Origin of the sequence: Streptosporangium heterodermiicola (genome assembly GCF_051390675.1) — a bacterium.
Classification (GTDB): Bacteria; Actinomycetota; Actinomycetes; order Streptosporangiales; family Streptosporangiaceae; genus Streptosporangium.
Genome location: NZ_JBPJSR010000006.1, coordinates 296,648 through 313,714 on the forward strand (window position 1 = coordinate 296,648; position 17,067 = coordinate 313,714).

Below are 17,067 nucleotides of genomic sequence, written 5' to 3' on the forward strand. Positions count from 1 at the left end.
TACGGTCCGCTGATCCCGCCCGGCGGGACCGCCGGGCCGCCGGTCGGGTGATCGGAACCGGAGGAGACCGCCCGGCTCGGCGGCCGACCGACGAGGACCGCTCGACTCCCGGCCAAGGTACCGCTCGACCCGCCGGCCGGAGCCGCCGTGGATCACCCGGCCCGATGACCGGACCGGGCGAGGAGCACCCGGATCGGGCGGGAATCCGCCCGATCCGGTGATCCGATCGGTATCCGGTGCCCCGATCAGTCAGTATCCGGCGACCCGATCAGTGGGAGCGCTGGGTGGCCCAGTGGCGGATCTTGCCGATCCGTTCCTGGATCTGCTCGGCGGAGGCCTGCGCGATGGCGGGCCCGCCGCAGGCCCTGCGGAGCTCGGCGTGGATGACGCCGTGGGGCTGGCCGGTGCGGTGGTTCCAGGCGCCGACGAGGCCGTTGAGCTCCTTGCGGAGGTTGGCGATCAGCTCGTGCGGGGCGAGCTGCGGCTCCTTGGGCTCGGGCTTGTCGCGCCTGGCCTTCAGCTGGTCGGACTGGCGCTTGCTCAGCAGGGTGCGGACCTGGTCGGGCTCCAGCAGGCCCGGCAGGCCGAGGAAGTCCTCCTCCTCGGGGGAGCCGGTCTCCGCGGCGCTGCCGAACTCGCCGCCGTCGAAGAGGACCCGGTCGAAGGTGGCGACCGCCTCCAGGGTCTCGAACGGCAGCTCGTCGCCGACGACGTCGGGGTTGTCCTTCTTGCGCTGGGCGTCCTCCAGGAGGAAGTCGTCCAGCCCCTCCTCGGGGGGCTTGCGGTCGAGCACGTGGTCGCGCTCGGCCTCCATCTCCCCCGCCAGGCCCATCAGGGTCGGCACGGAGGGCACGAAGACGGACGCGGTCTCGCCCCGCTTGCGGGCCCGGACGAAGCGGCCGACGGCCTGGGCGAAGAACAGCGGGGTCGAGATGCTCGTCGCGTAGACGCCGACGGCCAGGCGCGGGATGTCGACCCCTTCGGAGACCATCCGGACCGCGACCAGCCAGCGCTGCTCGGAGGCGGAGAACTCCTTGATCTTCTTGGACGCCGTGGGATCGTCGGAGAGCACGACCGTGGCGCCCTCCCCGGTGATGGTCCGGATGTGGCGGGCGTAGGCGCGGGCGGTCTCGTGGTCGGTCGCGATGACCAGGGCCCCGGCGTCGGGCACGCCCCTGCGCACCTCGGTCAGGCGCCGGTCGGCCGCCCGGAGGACCTGGCGGATCCACTCGCCCTTCGGGTCGAGCGCGGCCCTCCAGGCCTGGCCGAGCTGGTCCTTGGTGAGCGGGGTGCCGAGGGTCGCGGCGATCTCGTCGCCCGCGCGGGTCCGCCAGCGCATCTCACCGGCGTAGGCGAGGAAGATGACCGGCCGGACGACGCCGTCGGCGAGCGCCGGGCCGTATCCGTAGGAGTAGTCGGAGACGCTGCGCCGGACCCCGTCGCCGTCCTCGGCGTAGGTGACGAAGGGGATCGGGTTGACGTCGGACCTGAAGGGGGTGCCGGTCAGGGCGAGGCGTCTGGCGGCCGGCTCGAACGCCTCCCGCACGCCGTCGCCCCAAGACTTCGCGTCGCCCGCGTGGTGGATCTCGTCGAAGATCACGAGCGTCTTGCGGGCCTCGGTGCGGGCGCGGTGCAGCGCCGGGTGCATGGACACCTGGGCGTAGGTGATGGCCACCCCGATGTAGTCGCGGGAGGTGGCGCCCTGGCTGTTCTTGAACTCGGGGTCGATCGCGATGCCGACCTTGCTCGCGGCGTCGGCCCACTGCTGCTTGAGGTGCTCCGTCGGTGTGACGATCGTCACAGCCCGGATGATCCCTCGTGACAGGAGGTCGCTGGCGATGCGGAGCGCGAAGGTCGTCTTGCCCGCACCCGGCGTGGCGACCGCGAGGAAGTCGCGTGGCTCACGGCTGGAGTACAGGTCAAAGGCCTCCTGCTGCCACGCGCGAAGCTTCGGCGCGGTGCCCCAGGCGGCACGGTCCGGATATGAGGGCGAGAGGTGGGATGCGGCGAAAGTGCTCACAGTGTCCCCAGGGTAATCTGCGCCGCCGACAAGACGTGCCGATCCGCCGACATCCTCGCCAAGGTCGTCTCCTCGTGCTAGCGGACGGCGAAGCCGGGAACGGCGGGCTCGCGGCCCCGGCGACGCGGCCTCCCGGAGCCGGAACCACGGGCTCACGGACCCGGAACCCTCAGCGCAGGCCCGCGATCACCTTGTCGATCTCGGCCCTCGACACGGGATCGTCCGGCTGGGTCATCCCGACCACGACCACCGGGCGCCCTCCGGCCCCCGTGAGGAAGACCACGCGCAGGTACGCGGGCCGGTTCACCACGTCCAGGTACTCCGCGCGCAGGGAGCGGGTGTGCCCGGTGCGTGCCCCCACGGCGATCTCCGTGTCGTCCACGACCTTCAGCTCGTCGCCGTGGAGCAGGAGCCGCGCGTACAGGTCGCTGAGCTCGGTGGCGGCGGCGCGCACGTCGGTCACCGGCTCGGCGGGCATGACCATCACGGTCGTGTTGACGCCGTCGCCCGCGGCCGAGGTGAAGTCCGTGACCGGTGGCACCGTGCCGGAGAGCCAGCGGTCGGGCAGCGGGTAGCTGACCCCCGCGACCGGATCGGTCACCCGCCCCGGCGACGGGGTGGGCAGCGCCCGCAGCGACAGCACGACCACCCCGGCGATGACGCCTCCCCCCGCGGCCAGGGCGAGCAGTACGAGCAGCACGCGCCTCAGGCGCCCCGGACGGCGCTCGGGGGGCGCGATGGGCGTGCCGTACCAGCGGGCCGAGGGCGGGAGGTCGTCGCCGGGCTCGGGGATGCGGGGAGGCCACGTCAGGCCGGAGCGGGCGTCGGGCGGTTCGTCCTCCGGCGGCGGCCAGGGACGGTACTCGTCGTCCTCGGGGGCCGGCCAGGGGCGGCGCTCGTCGTCGAGGTCCGGATCCGACGGCCACACCTCGTTCCTGGCCGCCCGCGCGGCCCTGCGGGCCCGCCTGGACCGGCGTCCACCGCCACGGCCGGGCTCGTCGGGCGGGTCCGACCGGCGAGGTCGTTCGTGCACGGGACCTCCTCCCGGCGGTGACGGTCCTACCGTCCTACCACGCATCCCGCGGCGTGACCCGGCTATGGGTGATCACTGTTACGGGAGTGACCAATGAGTCATGGGATGTCCCGCATACGCCGGGCCACGATGACCCCGAAGATCCCGATGCAGGCCATCAGCGCGACGATCGTGGTGTAGCCGGTGGCGATGTCGTCGTGGCCGATCAGGTTGATCAGGACCCCGCCGGCGCCGATGGTGATCGCGCTGCCCAGGGTGTCGACGACCTGGAGCGCGGCGGAGTTGGCGCCCTGCTCCGCGTCGGGGGACTGGCGCATCGCGGTGACGTTGACGCTGGTCATGCCGATGCCCATGCCGAACCCCGCGACGACCCAGGCGGGCACGGTGACCCAGCCGCTGACCCCGGGCACGAGGGTGAGCAGGGTCATCAGGATGCCCGTGGTGATCGCCGCGGCGCCGATCCTCACCAGCAGCGGCCTGTCGTACGAGCGGCGAGTCTGCAGGTAGGAGCCGGTGGTCCAGCCCAGGGCGCCGAGGGTGAGCGCGACCCCCGCCTCGGCGACGGAGAAGCGGTGCACCTCGGTGAGGAGCAGCGGGATGAAGGAGTTGACCCCGAAGAACGCCGAGGCGAGCACCCCGCGCATCATGATCGTGGTGGGCAGGCCGCGGCCGAACCTGAGGGCCCGGGGAGGCAGCAGCTTCGGCAGGCCCGCGGCGAGGACGGCCAGCCCGGCGGCGGTGGCGATCCCGCCCGGTACCGGGGTGTCGTGGAGGTGGCTCACCCCGTACAGCAGGACGCCGGCGCCGCACGCCGTGGCGGTGGCGGCCAGGGTCATCGCGAGCGGCCTGGAGCGTGGTCCCGTGGAGGGCGTGGGCGTCGGGGAGTGCCCGCCGATGCGCAACGCGGGCAGGAGCATCACGAGGGCGGGGACGACCAGCGGCACGATGCCGTAGAAGACCCACCTCCATCCCGCGGTCTCGGCGATGAGCCCGGTGAGACCCGGCCCGACGAGGGCGGGGAGCACCCAGGCCGCCGACAGCGCGGCGAACACCCGGGGCCGGGTCGCCGGGACGTAGACCCGCGCGATCATCACGTAGATCGCCACGATGACGGCGCCGCCGCCGAGGCCCTGCACGACCCGCGCGACGATGAACAGCTCCTTGGACCCGGCGGCCCCCGCCAGGGCCATACCGGCCGTGAACAGCCCCACGCCGAGCAGGAACGGCCAGGCGTGCCCCCGCCGGTCGGACCAGAGCCCGGCGACGACGTTGGCGAGCAGGCCGGCGATGAGGAAGGCGGAGAAGCTCACCCCGTACAGGTCGAGGGCGTCGAGGTCCTTGGAGACGGCGGGCATGACCGTGCCCACGGACATGCCCTCGAAGGCGATCAGCGTGACGACGAGCAGGATGCCCAGGGAGGCGGTCCGGTATTCGGGACCGAAGATCCGGGGGGATTCGTATGGAGCGTCTGCTGTCTTCGGTGCTGTCACCCGTTAAGGGTAGTGTCCGCTCCCCGGCCCCGGTAGACGGCCCACATCTCCTGCATCCTGACCGCCTGACCAGGGGTGAACCCGGACATGCACCGGTCGTCGGAGTAGTCCATGAAGTTGTGGACCGGGTCGGGCCCGCCGCCCTTGCACGTGTCCTTGACCAGCGGGCAGCCCTCGGTGGGCTGCCCCTCGGGCTCGGTGTCGGCCACGCTGTCGCCCAGCGGATCGCAGCCCTTCTCGAAGGTGTGCAGCAGCCCGAGCCAGTGCCCGATCTCGTGGACGCCGGTGTATCCCCGGTCGAAGTTGCGCATCGCCCCGCCGGGCAGGCTCCGCCAGTCGACGACCACGCCGTCGAGGGCAGGCTCCTTGACGTAGCCGTGGGGGTAGGTGGAGTAGCCGAGCACCAGCTCGCCGAGCTGGGCGAGATAGAGGTTGAGGGTCTCGGGGCCGCCCCTGCGCATCCGCTTGATCGCCCGCTCGTTGGTGACGGGCTCGCGGAACCAGGCCGCGTTGGCGGTACGGGTGACGCCGTCCAGCCTGAACCGGATCCCGGTGTCCGCGCCGCCGAACCTTCCGGAGTAGGCGGCGTTGAGCGTGGCGATCTGGGCGCGTACCGCGATGTCGGGCGCGCCGAGGCGGCCGTCGGTGATGACGTGCACCCAGGTGGGCACGGTGATGGCGAGCACGCGCGGGAGCGGGCTCGGCCCGCGCAGCCCGGCGGCGTGCGCGGGTGACGGCGCGGACGGCACCGGCGGTAACGGAGGCATGAACGGCGCCCGCGCGTGCTCCGCCGCCACGGAGCGGGCGGCCCGGGAGGCGTGAGAGGCCCGGAGGGCCTGAGAGGCCCGGGAGGCGTGGGCGCACCCCGGTGACCCGGACGCGACGGCCGTCCCACCGGGAACCTCCGGAGCGGCCGAGACCTCCAGAGCCGCCGTCCCGCCGAGAATGTCCGGAGCGGCCGGAACGCCCGGAGGAACGGGAGGAGCGGCGCCCATCGTCAACAGGCATGCGGACACAACGGCGATCGCACGCCCGAACATGGACTCCCCCGGCAGATCCCAGACGCTGGTCGTTCGCCGCCCCCCGGCGGCATCCCGACCGTAGCCTCATCTGTGGCGATCACCCATGAGCAACACTCACTCGTTGTCGCCGTCTTCGCCCTTCGGCAGACCCGAGTAGATCTCCTTGCACTCCGGGCAGACCGGGAACTTCTGGGGGTCGCGGTTCGGCACCCAGACCTTCCCGCAGAGCGCGCGGACCGGGGTCCCGCTCAGCGCGCTCTCCATGATCTTGTTCTTCTCGACGTAGTGGGCGAAGCGCTCGTGGTCGCCGTCGCCGTGCGACAGGTCCGGGCGGACGTCGCTCTCAGGGAGAATCTTCGTACTCACCCTGGCGATTTTATGCCCGTACCACCGTGCCCGGGGCACCGGCGGCCGGTGGGTCGCGGAAGGAGGGCGCGGAAGGGGAGCGCGGAAGGGGCGTCGTGCGGCTAGTTCATCGACGGGTCGTCGGGACAGGTGGCCACGTAGGCGAGCTCGCCCCGCTGCCTGCGGAGCACCGCCCGCCACAGCGACTCGGGCTCGTGGTGGAAGGTGTCGCCGGGCTCCGCGTCCACGACGTACCAGGCGCCCTCGCCGATCTCGCTCTCCAGCTGGCCCGCCGACCACCCCGCGTACCCCGCGAAGATGCGCATCTGGGCGATCTCCCCGGCGAGGATCTCCGGCGGCGCGTCGAGGTCGACGGTGCCGAGCCTGGAGACGGCCGCGGTGCCCGCGTGCAACCTCCGCCAGCCGAGCGGTTCCTGCCCGCTCGGGACGGCGGCCAGCGCCAGCGCGCTGTCCGTCTGGACGGGGCCGCCCTGGAACAGCACGGACGGGCCGGTGACCATGGTGTCCCAGGTGGGGAGCACCTGGGTCACCGAGATGTCGCTCGGTCTGTTGAGCACCACGCCCAGGGTGCCGCCGTCGAGGTCGTGTTCCAGCACCAGGACCACGCTGCGCCGGAAGTTGGGATCCTCCAGCTGCGGGGTCGCCACCAGAAGCCCACCGACGTAGATCGCCTCCGCCATACCTCCATCATGAGGGGTGAACCCCCTTTCGCGCTGCTCCCCCCGCTCTTCCGATGATTCGGGCCTCACGCGGCCTCGCGCGGCGTCACGTGACGCGCACGCGAGGGCACTCCACGGAGCGAGGCGGGCGCGAGGCGGGCGGCGCGAAGGGCTCTGCGCCTCCGTCACACCTCCGTCACGCCTCCGTCATGCCCGTACGGGCCCGGCCACCGGCCGACTCGCGCACGGCCGCCGCGACGGCGCCCGACACGTCCGGGTGGAACACGCTGGGGACGATGTAGTTGGGGCCGAGCTCCTCGGCGGTCACCACGGCGGCCAGCGCCTTGGCGGCGGCGAGCAGCATCTCCTGGCTGACCACGGTGGCCTGGGCGTCGAGCAGGCCGCGGAAGACACCGGGGAAGGCGAGCACGTTGTTGATCTGGTTCGGGTAGTCGGAGCGGCCGGTGGCGACCACGGCGGCGTACTCGCGGGCGTCGTCGGGCGAGACCTCGGGCTCGGGGTTGGCGAGCGCGAAGACCACGGCGTCCTTGGCCATCGAGGCGATGTCGTCGCCGTTGAGGATGCCGGGCGCGGACACGCCGATGAACACGTCGGCGCCCTTGACCGCGCCGCGCAGGTCGCCGGAGTAGCCCTCGGCGTTGGTGTGGTCGGCGATCCACTGGAGCGAGTCGTCCAGGTCCTGGCGGCCGCGGTGCACGGCGCCCAGGTAGTCGCAGACGACCATGTTGCGGGCGCCCGCGGCGAGCAGCAGGCGCAGCACCGCCGTGCCGGCCGCGCCCGCGCCCGCGAGGGCGATGCGGACCTCGCCCAGGTCCTTGCCGACCACGCGCAGCGCGTTGGTGAGCGCGGCCAGCACGCAGATCGCGGTGCCGTGCTGGTCGTCGTGGAAGACCGGGATGTCCAGCAGGTCGCGCAGCCGCCGCTCCACCTCGAAGCAGCGCGGCGCCGAGATGTCCTCCAGGTTGATGCCGCCGAAGCCGGGGGCGATGATCTGCACCGTGCGCACGATCTCGTCGACGTCCTGGGTGTCCAGGCAGATCGGCCAGGCGTCGATGTCGGCGAACCGCTTGAACAGCGCGGCCTTGCCCTCCATGACGGGGAGCGCGGCGGCCGGGCCGATGTTGCCCAGGCCGAGCACCGCCGAGCCGTCGGTGACGACGGCGACGGTGTTGCGCTTGATGGTGAGGCGGCGGGCGTCCTCGGGGTTGCGGGCGATGGCCATGGAGACCCGGGCGACGCCGGGGGTGTAGGCCATCGAGAGCTCGTCACGGTTGCGCAGCGGCACCTTCGACCGCATCTCGATCTTGCCGCCGAGGTGCATGAGGAAGGTCCGGTCCGAGACCTTGTGGATGACGACGCCCTCGACGCCCTCCAGCTTGTCGACGATCGCCTGCGCGTGATCGGTGTCACGCGCGGCGCAGGTGACGTCGATGCGCAGCTTCTCGTGTCCGGCCGTGGTCACGTCGAGCGCGGTGACCACACCTCCGGCTGACTCTACGGCGTGGGTGAGCTGGCTGACGGCATTGCCGCCGGCGGGCACCTCCAGGCGCACGGTGATGGAGTACGACACACTCGGCACGGTGGCCACAGCCAATCCGCTCCTTTGCGACTGACTTTGGTTGGGATGGTTTCCATCGTGCCATCCCATGACGAGTGTGCGCGCCCTGGTCGGCGGACCTGCGCATATAGATGCGGTCACGACGCGCCCGTGCCACCCGGCACCCGAGCCGGGCCGTGAACCGGCCGGGAACCGGGTGCCGGGGCCGCCGATCGCCCGGAGAACGCCCGGAGAACGCCCGGAGAACGCTCAGAACAGGGCGCTGGCCAGGTTCCTGCGGGCCCTGCCGATGGACGGGTCGTCGCCGGGGAGCGTGTCGAACAGGCCGAGCAGGTGCACCCTGGCCGTGTCGCGGTCGGCGCCCGAGGTGCGGCGCACCACGTCGACGAGCCGGTCGAAGGCCTTGTCGACCTCGCCGGAGAGCATCTCGAAGTCGGCGGCCAGGAGCTGGGCCTCGACGTCGGCGGGGTCGGCCAGGCGGCTCTGCAGGCCGGCCGGGTCGACGTCCTGGGTGCGGCGGATCAGGCCGAGGCCGGCCAGGCCCAGCTTGGCGTCCTGGTTGCCGGGCGATCGGGCCAGCAGCCGCTCGTACGCGGCCACGGCGCCGTCGAGGTCGCCGGCGTCGATGGCCTGCTCGGCGGCGAGCACGTCCGGGTCGACAGGGGGCTCCTGAGGCTGCTGCTCCTCCTCACCGCCCGCGGCCTCCTCACCGGGGGGCGGGAGGTACTGGGCGAGCGCCTCCATCAGCTGCGACAGCCAGTCGCGCAGCTGCGGCTCGGTGGCGATGCCGGGGACGACGGCCACCGGCTGCCCCTGGAAGATCGCGTACAGGGCGGGCACGTTCTGCACCCGGAGCGCCTGGGCGATCTGCGGGCTGAGCTCGACGTCCACCCTGGCCAGGAGCCACCGGCCGGTGTTCTCCGCGGCCAGTTTCTCCAGCAGCTGGCTGTACTGCTTGGCCTGCTCGGCGCGGGTGACGGTGAGCTCCAGCAGCACGAGGCCGTTCATGGAGCGTTCGACGACCTCGGTCGCGAAGTTGGCGTCGTCGACGTCGATGACCGGCGCCGGAACACCGCCGGTTTCCTGCGCGGTGGTCTCCCGCCGCGCCTGTGCCTCTAGTGCCTGCTTGCGGGCGCCGAGATCGACGGCGCCGTAGAGCGATCCGGGTCGAGTGAAGTCCGCTGGGCTCATGACTCCAATCCTGCCGTATCCCGGTCGATGCCCCGACGCGCCGTCGCTAGAAGCGAGCGGGTTCGGTGTAGACGCCCCATTCGTCGCGCAGCGCGTCGCAGATCTCGCCCAGCGTGGCCTCGGCCCTGGCCGCGTCGAGCATGGCGGGGATCATGTTGCCCTCACCCCTGGCGACCTGCACCATCGTGGCCAGGGCGGCGTCCACGGCCGCCTGGTCGCGGGCGGCGCGGCGTTCGGCCAGGACGCGGTTCTGCTCGCGCTCGACCTCGTGGCTGACCCGGAGGATCTCCAGAGGCTCGTCGATGGAGGCCGTGTGGCGGTTCACCCCGACGATCCTCTTCTCGCCCTTCTCCAGCTTGCGCTGGTAGTCGAAGGCCGCCTCGGCGATCTCTGACATGAACCAGCCGTCCTCGATGCCGCGCAGGATGCCCGAGGTCATCGTGCCGTCCGAGCCCATGTCCCTGATCCTCGTGAAGATCGCCTCGGCCTCGGCCTCCAGCCGGTCGGTCAGCGCCTCCACGTACCAGGACCCGCCGAGCGGGTCGGCGACGTTGACGATCTCGGTCTCCTCCATGAGCACCTGCTGGGTGCGCAGCGCGATCTCCGCCGCCTTCTCCGAGGGGAGCGCGAGGACCTCGTCGAGCGCGTTGGTGTGCAGCGAGTTGGTGCCGCCGAGCACCGCCGCGAGCGCCTCGACCGCGGTCCGGACCACGTTGTTGTACGGCTGCTGCGCGGTCAGCGACACCCCGGCCGTCTGGGTGTGGAAGCGCAGCCACTGGGCCTTGTCGGTCTTCGCGCCGTAGACGTCGCGCAGCCACCGCGCCCAGATCCGCCGGGCGGCCCTGAACTTCGCGATCTCCTCGAAGAAGTCGATGTGCGCGTCGAAGAAGAAGGACAGGCCGGGGGCGAAGACGTCGACGTCCAGGCCGCGCGACAGGCCCAGTTCCACGTAGCCGAACCCGTCGGCCAGCGTGAAGGCGAGCTCCTGGGCGGCCGTGGACCCGGCCTCGCGGATGTGGTAGCCGGACACGCTGAGCGGCTTGTACGCGGGGATGTCGGTGGCGCAGAACTCCATCAGGTCGCCGATCAGCCGCAGGTGCGGCTCGGGGGCGAACAGCCACTCCTTCTGCGCGATGTACTCCTTGAAGATGTCGGTCTGCAGGGTCCCGTTGAGCTTCCCGGCGGGCACCCCCTGCCGCTCGGCTGCGACGACGTACATGCAGAAGATCGGGACGGCCGGGCCGCTGATCGTCATCGAGGTGGTGGTGTCGCCGAGCGGGATGCCGTCGAAGAGCAGGTCCATGTCCAGCGCGGAGTCGATCGCCACGCCGCAGTGGCCGACCTCGCCGAGCGAGCGCGGGTCGTCGGAGTCGCGGCCCATCAGCGTCGGCATGTCGAAGGCGACGCTCAGGCCGCCGCCGCCCGCGCCGAGGATCATCTTGTAGCGCTCGTTGGTCTGCCTGGCGTTGCCGAACCCGGCGAACTGCCGGATGGTCCACGCCTTGCCCCGGTAGCCGGTGGGGTGCAGGCCACGCGTGAACGGGTACTCGCCCGGCCAGCCGATGCGCTCCATGCGCGCGTCGGCGCCCTCGGGCCCGTAGACCGGATCCACGTCGATCCCCGAGAGGGTGCGGAACTCCGCCTCGCGCTTGCGCGCCCCGTCGAACCGCGCCTGCCAGCGTGCCCGTCCCGCCTCGACCCGCTCAGCGTCCATGGCCAACCCCCTTGTACGGCATGTGGCTTCTTATCCGGCTTGTGGCCTCATGCAGATACTAGGACGTCCTACTAATTCTTGGCCAGGCACGAGGCCGTACGGGTCCACACGAGGGCGGATCCGGGGAGAGAAAGGGACCGCGACGCGAGGCGCCGCCGTCAGTGCCGGAAGTCGCCGGCGGCCACGCGGAGGGTCCTGAACAGGTCGAACATCTGCTCCAGCCTCGCCTCGTCGTACATGGGCATGGCGAAGTCGGCCTCCATCAGGTCGGCGGTCGCCCTCCGTACGGTCTCGCGGCCCTTGTCGGTGATCTCGGCGAGCACGCCCCGGCCGTCGCGGGGGTTGGGCATGCGCCGCACCAGACCGGCACGTTCCAGGCGGCCCACGGTGTTGGTCACGCTCGTGGGGTGGACCATCAGCCGTTCACCGATCTTGGAGAGCGGGAGCGCCCCCGCCTTGCTGAAGGTCAGCAGCACCAGTGCCTCGTACCGGGCGAAGGTCAAGTCATGCGGTTTGAGCAGCGTGTCCAGTTGCGACAGCAGGATCTGGTGCGCTCTCATGATCGATGTGACGGCGGCCATGGCCGAGGAGGGCCCGAAGTGAACGCGCCACGTCTCCGCGGCACGTTCGATGGGGTCAAACGGGAGATTCAGCTGACCTGTAACCACAGGGCTACGGTAGCGCGGCCTCATCCCGATTCGCCCGTATACGTAGAGTCACCGGACTGACGGCTTCACCAAGAAGCCGGACGCCAAACGTCACGCTCCGTTATGGTTCCCACATCGAATGGTGAGGCCGTGGCCAAGTGGCCACGATGACTCAGTCCGGCCTGCGGGGGACGCGAGCCGGACCGGTGCCGAGGGGACCGGCATCCGCACATTCACGGCACGGGGGGTGCTTGATGAACGACAATCCGACGGCGTTCGAACGCCGGGCAGGCTTCGGCCACGACGACACGGCGTGGGTTACCACCACGCCGGCCGGTGCGTGAGCACAGGGGCGTTTCACGCGAGGAGCTCCAGCAGAGCGGGTTGATGGCCGTCGCCATCCTGCTCGTGCTCGGGGTGGTCGCGGCGTGGAGCGTCCTGGTTCCCGGTGTCAGCGCGTGGGAGAACATCGTCGTCGCGGTGATCGGCTCGCTCCGGCTCACCGGCCCGGTGGCGGCCGCGTTCGCCGCCTGGGTGGCGGTGCGCAGGCGGCGCGGGACACGCGGGCGGTCGATGACCCCGTGGCAGGCGGTGCGGGCGCCGCTCGCGATCCTGGTGGTGACGGGAGGCGCGTTCACCGCCACCGTCGTGGTCCTGGCGGTCAGGATCATGGTCACCGAGCAGGCCGGGCGGCTGCTGCCCAGCGGCCTGGTGATGGGCGCGGCCGGGCTGGCGCTGTACGTCGTCATCGGCTGGGTGATCGGCTGGCTGCTGCCCTGGACGATCACACCGGTCCTGGCCGGGCTCGGCTGCTACAGCCTGTTCACCTGGCTGTGCCAGGGGCCGGCCTGGGGCGACCGGCTCGCCCCCGCGACGCGGGAGCCGTACGACCCGTTCCAGGGGCTGAACGCGGCGGCGTTCACCGACCAGACGCTCTGGCTGGTGGGGATCAGCGCGGCGCTGCTGCTCGGCTGGGCGGCGGTGGTGACCCGCCAGGCCCTGGTGCTGGCCGCCGCGCTGATCGCGGTGCTGGCCGCGGGGACCGGCATGGCCCGGCTGTTCACCGAGCAGCAGCCGGTCTCGGCCCAGCAGGTCGTCTACAGCTGCCAGGAATGGCCGATCATGGTCTGCGTGCACCCGGGGATGCGCGCCGGGCTGCCGGACCTGGGCTCGGAGTTCATCAAGATCGCGTCCCGGCTGGCGGGGACGCCCGGGGAGTTCTCCCGGGTGGAGCAGCACCCCCGGCGCGACACCACCCCGGTCGCCGCGGGCGTGATCGCGATCCACGTCGACGACCTGGCGGCCGGGTTCGCCGAGAAGGCGGCCGACGAGTTCGTCGACGGCCTCGCCGCCCGGTGCGACGCCACCCCCGCGGAGGGCTACCGCGACATCGTGGCCGCGTGGCTGCGCGGCGAGCCCCTGCCCGGCGGGCCGCTCCCCGAGCACCGGTACGCCGCGGCGTGGTTCTCCGGTCTCACGGACGTGCAGCGGCGCGACTGGCTCAGGCTCTACTACACCGACTTCACCGGCTGCCGGCTACAAAGCAGTCACTTCGGGGGCCAGTCCGGACAGACCTCTCAGACAGGACAGGCCGGACAGGGCGCCGGGGGCGCCTCGACCGGCCCCGAGCCCCCGCCGGGCACCGTCCACCAGGCACCCGGCGGGACCCCGTCCCCGGGGGCGAGCGTCCCGGGCGGCCCCTGGCGGGCCCCCTTCGCCGAAGGCGGCGCGCTCCCTTCGCCACGGGGATAGGAAGATCGGCATAGGCTCCGCGTGAGAAGGTCACCGTCCGGGGAAGGAGAGCGCTGTGAAAGCCTCCCAAGAAGCTCCGCCCGCGGCGCCCCACACGGCCCGTCGCGGGCGCGGCTGGCGTTTCCTCGCCGGGCTGCTCGTCGTCGTGGTCCTCCTTGTCGTGGGCGCCCGCCTCACCTGGTCGTGGCTGAACCCGTTCGGTGAGGAGACGGTCGACCGCAGCCAGCCCGTGCTGCTGGAGTCCATCCACAACCTCAGCCGTTTCGAGGCCGCCACCGGCAACTTCCAGGTCGTGGTGGACCTGGAGAAGGACGCGGCCTTCCTGCCCGACGCGGTCAAGGGCAGCCGGACGCTCTTCGTCGGGGCCGGCGGCGTCGACGCCTACGTCGACTTCGGCGGCATCGCCGGCAACGCCCTCACGGTCTCCCCCGACCGCACCGAGGTCACGGTGAGGCTGCCCCGCGCCCAGCTGGAGAAGCCGAACCTCGACAACAAGCGCTCCTACGTCTACGCCCAGCAGCGCGGTCTCTTCGACCGGGTCGAGGATCTGCTGTCCTCCTCCCCCGGCGACCAGCGGGAGCTCTACATGCTGGCCGAGAAGAAGATCGCCGAGGCCGCCCAGGCCAGCGACCTGCGCAACCGGGCCGACCAGAACACCAAGATCATGCTTGAGGGCCTGCTGAAGGGCCTCGGCTTCGAGAAGGTCACCGTCAAGTTCGCCGACGAGACCTGAGCCACGGTGCCCGAGCGTTCGGCTCGGGCACCGTCGCTCCGGGCACCGTCTCGGCACCACGAAGGCCCCGGCACCACGAAGGTTCTGGCACCACGAAGACCGGCGGCCCGGACACCGCGGCGTACGGGCCCGGACACATGAACAGCGGCGGAGGCCCGTGGGCCTCGCTCAGCCCGCGGCGGCCAGGAGTTCGTCGGCGGCGGTGTAGGGGTCGAGGCCCGCGTCCAGGACGCGGGTGGCGAGGGCGTCGAGGCGCCGGTCGCCGTGCAGGTGGGCGAAGCGGGAGCGCAGGGTGGTGAGGGCGATCGCCTCGATCTCGTCCCTCACCCTCGCGTGGCGGCGCCGGACGAGCTCGCCCGACGCCTCCAGATAGGCCAGGTGGTCGCCAAGGGCGTCGACCACCTCCTCGCCTCCCTCGCCCCGGTAGGCCACGGTCTGCACGATCGGCGGTTTCCAGGGCCGCTCGACCAGGGCGATCATGTTGCGGAGCTCGCGGACGGTGGCCTGGGTGCCCTCGCGGTCGGCCTTGTTCACCACGAACACGTCGGCGATCTCCAGGATGCCCGCCTTGGCCGCCTGGATGCCGTCGCCCATCCCGGGGGCGAGCAGCACGACGGTGGTGTCGGCCATCGAGGCGATGTCCACCTCCGCCTGGCCGACCCCGACGGTCTCGACGAGGATGACCTCGCAGCCGGCCGCCTCCAGGACGCGCAGCGCCTGGGGCGTGGCCCACGACAGCCCGCCCAGGTGCCCCCGGCTCGCCATCGACCTGATGAACACGTCCGGGTCGGTGGCGTGGTCCTGCATCCGGACCCGGTCGCCCAGCAGCGCCCCGCCGGTGAACGGCGAGGACGGGTCGACGGCGAGCACGCCGACCCGCAGGTCCCGCTTGCGGAACGCGTGGACCAGCATCCCGGTCGAGGTGGACTTGCCGACACCGGGAGAGCCGGTGAGCCCGATGATCCGGGCCCGGTGCGGCCGGTCCGCGCAGAGCAGGCCGGTGATCTCCCGCAGCCGCGGGGAGCCGTTCTCGACCATGGAGATCAGCCGGGCCACGGCCCGCGGCCTTCCCTCCCTGGCCATCGCGACCAGGTCGGAGACCTCCGCGGTCATGCCGAGGGGACGCGGACGATCAGGGCGTCGCCCTGCCCGCCACCGCCGCAGAGACCGGCCGCGCCGAGGCCGCCGCCCCTGCGCCTGAGCTCGTGGGCGAGGGTGAGCACGATGCGTGCGCCGGAGGCGCCGATCGGGTGGCCGAGGGCGATGCCGCCGCCGTTGACGTTGATCCTGTCGAGGGGGACGCCGAGCTCCTTGGCCGACTGGAGGACGACCTGCGCGAAGGCCTCGTTGATCTCCAGCAGGTCGAGGTCGCCGGCGGAGAGGCCCTGCTTGCCGAGGGCGTGCTTGATCGCGTTGGCGGGCTGGGACTGGAGCGAGTTGTCGGGTCCGGCGACGTTGCCGTGGGCGCCGATCTCGGCCAGCCAGTCGAGGCCGAGCTCCTCGGCCTTCGCCCTGGACATCACGACCACCGCGCAGGCGCCGTCGGAGATCTGCGAGGCCGACCCCGCCGTGATCGTGCCGTCCTCGGTGAACGCGGGGCGCAGCCGCGACAGGACCTCGGCGGTGGTGTCGCCGCGCACGCCCTCGTCGGCGGAGAAGACCACCGGCTCGCCCTTGCGCTGCGGGATCGCCACCGGCACGATCTCGTCGTCGAGCGTCCCGTTCTTGATCGCGGCGGCGGCGAGCTCGTGGGAGCGGGCGGAGTACGCGTCCTGCTCCTCGCGGGTGAGGCCGAGGCGCGCGTTGTGCCGCTCGGTGGACTCGCCCATGGCCACCTGGTCGTAGGCGTCGGTGAGACCGTCGAAGGCCATCGAGTCGACGATGCCGGCGGAGCCGTACTTCACGCCCCTGCGCAGGCCGGGCAGCAGGTGCGGGGCGTTCGACATGGACTCCATGCCGCCCGCGACCACGATGTCGAACTCGCCGGCGCGGATGAGCTGGTCCGCCAGGGCGATGGCGTCCAGGCCCGAGAGGCAGACCTTGTTGATCGTCAGGGACGGCACGGTCATCGGGACGCCCGCCTTGACGGCGGCCTGGCGGGAGGGGATCTGACCGGCGCCCGCCTGGAGCACCTGCCCCATGATCACGTACTGCACGGCCTCGGGGGCGACGCCGGAACGCTCCAGCGCGGCCTTGATCGCGATGCCGCCGAGATCGGCGGCCGACAGGCCGGACAGCGAGCCGAGCAGTCTTCCGATGGGCGTACGAGCTCCGGCGACGATGACGGAACCAGACATAATTGGAGCCTCCCTGGCGGGCTTGGGGCGACTTTGCCACCATACCCATGAGTACATCAGCGATCGCCATGGAGGATGTCCCTATGTTCATGCGCATCGATCATGTGGGAATCGCCTGCCACGACCTTGAGGAGAAGATCGCTTTGTTCGAGCGGATCTTCGAGCTCACGGTGGTGGCCCGCGAGGTGAACACCGAGCAGGGAGTGAAGGAGGCCATGCTGCACATCGCCGACGGCGAGGGTGGTGGATCGTATATCCAGCTCCTCGAACCGCTCGGCCCCGACACGCCGGTCGGTAAATTCCTCGCGAAACGCGGTGAGGGCGTTCACCATGTCGCCTTCGGTGTCCCCGATGTCGTGCGGGCCCTGGAGAAGATCGACGAACGGGGTGTCCGTCTCCTCGACAAGCAGCCGCGCCACGGCTCCCTGGGCTCCTCGATCGCCTTTCTTCATCCCAAAGACGTCGGGGGAATGCTCACCGAACTCGTACAGGCCGCGGAAAGGCAAGCCGGGGTCACCCCGAATGCAAGAAACGCTGATACGTAACAAGTCACGCATAAAGCCG

The 17,067-nt window shown here is 71.6% G+C and carries 15 protein-coding genes; 3 read left to right on the plus strand and 12 right to left on the minus strand.

Translation table 11 applies throughout. The features are described from left to right. Nucleotides 1–268 precede the first annotated feature (268 nt). From ACSC1Q_RS16180 to ACSC1Q_RS16225, 10 genes are all read right to left on the minus strand, one after another. Nucleotides 269–2,020: a DEAD/DEAH box helicase gene (locus ACSC1Q_RS16180; RefSeq protein ID WP_436759519.1), complete on the minus strand. Its 1,752-nt coding sequence runs from the start codon at nucleotides 2,018–2,020 to the stop codon at nucleotides 269–271. A 169-nt stretch (nucleotides 2,021–2,189) separates the two neighbouring features. Then, nucleotides 2,190–3,053, minus strand: a complete 864-nt coding sequence (locus tag ACSC1Q_RS16185; protein WP_436759520.1) for a hypothetical protein — start codon at nucleotides 3,051–3,053, stop codon at nucleotides 2,190–2,192. Nucleotides 3,054–3,151: 98 nt separating this feature from the next. Continuing rightward, a complete protein-coding gene (locus ACSC1Q_RS16190) occupies nucleotides 3,152–4,543 on the minus strand; it encodes an MFS transporter (RefSeq protein WP_436759521.1) in 1,392 nt (463 codons plus the stop codon). After that, complete coding sequence (locus ACSC1Q_RS16195) at nucleotides 4,540–5,310, minus strand: zinc metalloprotease (RefSeq protein WP_436759522.1); 771 nt, start codon at nucleotides 5,308–5,310, stop codon at nucleotides 4,540–4,542. The genes ACSC1Q_RS16190 and ACSC1Q_RS16195 overlap by 4 nt, the downstream gene beginning before the upstream one ends. A gap of 369 nt (nucleotides 5,311–5,679) precedes the next feature. Next, nucleotides 5,680–5,931: a DUF3039 domain-containing protein gene (locus ACSC1Q_RS16200; protein ID WP_436759523.1), complete on the minus strand. Its 252-nt coding sequence runs from the start codon at nucleotides 5,929–5,931 to the stop codon at nucleotides 5,680–5,682. Nucleotides 5,932–6,032: 101 nt separating this feature from the next. Further along, on the minus strand, nucleotides 6,033–6,611 hold the full coding sequence (locus ACSC1Q_RS16205) for a YqgE/AlgH family protein (protein WP_350973560.1): 579 nt from the start codon (nucleotides 6,609–6,611) through the stop codon (nucleotides 6,033–6,035). 175 nt (nucleotides 6,612–6,786) lie between these two features. After that, nucleotides 6,787–8,199, minus strand: coding sequence for an NAD-dependent malic enzyme (locus ACSC1Q_RS16210; protein WP_350973689.1), 1,413 nt, complete (start codon nucleotides 8,197–8,199; stop codon nucleotides 6,787–6,789). 219 nt (nucleotides 8,200–8,418) lie between these two features. Further along, nucleotides 8,419–9,360, minus strand: a complete 942-nt coding sequence (locus ACSC1Q_RS16215) for a tetratricopeptide repeat protein (RefSeq protein ID WP_436759524.1) — start codon at nucleotides 9,358–9,360, stop codon at nucleotides 8,419–8,421. Nucleotides 9,361–9,406: 46 nt separating this feature from the next. Continuing rightward, nucleotides 9,407–11,074, minus strand: a complete 1,668-nt coding sequence (gene icmA / locus ACSC1Q_RS16220) for a coenzyme B12-dependent isobutyryl-CoA mutase large subunit (protein ID WP_436759525.1) — start codon at nucleotides 11,072–11,074, stop codon at nucleotides 9,407–9,409. 158 nt (nucleotides 11,075–11,232) lie between these two features. After that, a complete protein-coding gene (locus ACSC1Q_RS16225) occupies nucleotides 11,233–11,766 on the minus strand; it encodes a MarR family winged helix-turn-helix transcriptional regulator (RefSeq protein WP_436759526.1) in 534 nt (177 codons plus the stop codon). Between the two features lie 291 nt (nucleotides 11,767–12,057). Between ACSC1Q_RS16225 and ACSC1Q_RS16230 the strand changes: the two genes are divergently transcribed. Beyond that, a complete protein-coding gene (locus tag ACSC1Q_RS16230) occupies nucleotides 12,058–13,473 on the plus strand; it encodes a hypothetical protein (RefSeq protein WP_436759527.1) in 1,416 nt (471 codons plus the stop codon). A 55-nt stretch (nucleotides 13,474–13,528) separates the two neighbouring features. Further along, entirely contained in the window at nucleotides 13,529–14,206 is a 678-nt protein-coding gene (locus ACSC1Q_RS16235; RefSeq protein ID WP_436759528.1) for a DUF4230 domain-containing protein, read from the plus strand. Between the two features lie 168 nt (nucleotides 14,207–14,374). Here ACSC1Q_RS16235 and meaB read toward each other — a convergent pair whose 3' ends face one another. Further along, nucleotides 14,375–15,319, minus strand: a complete 945-nt coding sequence (gene meaB / locus ACSC1Q_RS16240; protein ID WP_436759529.1) for a methylmalonyl Co-A mutase-associated GTPase MeaB — start codon at nucleotides 15,317–15,319, stop codon at nucleotides 14,375–14,377. Next, nucleotides 15,316–16,503, minus strand: a complete 1,188-nt coding sequence (locus tag ACSC1Q_RS16245; RefSeq protein ID WP_436759530.1) for an acetyl-CoA C-acetyltransferase — start codon at nucleotides 16,501–16,503, stop codon at nucleotides 15,316–15,318. The genes meaB and ACSC1Q_RS16245 overlap by 4 nt, the downstream gene beginning before the upstream one ends. Before the next feature lie 83 nt (nucleotides 16,504–16,586). Here ACSC1Q_RS16245 and mce point away from each other — a divergent pair, with 83 nt between their 5' ends. Then, entirely contained in the window at nucleotides 16,587–17,048 is a 462-nt protein-coding gene (gene mce / locus ACSC1Q_RS16250; protein WP_436759531.1) for a methylmalonyl-CoA epimerase, read from the plus strand. Nucleotides 17,049–17,067: the final 19 nt, after the last annotated feature.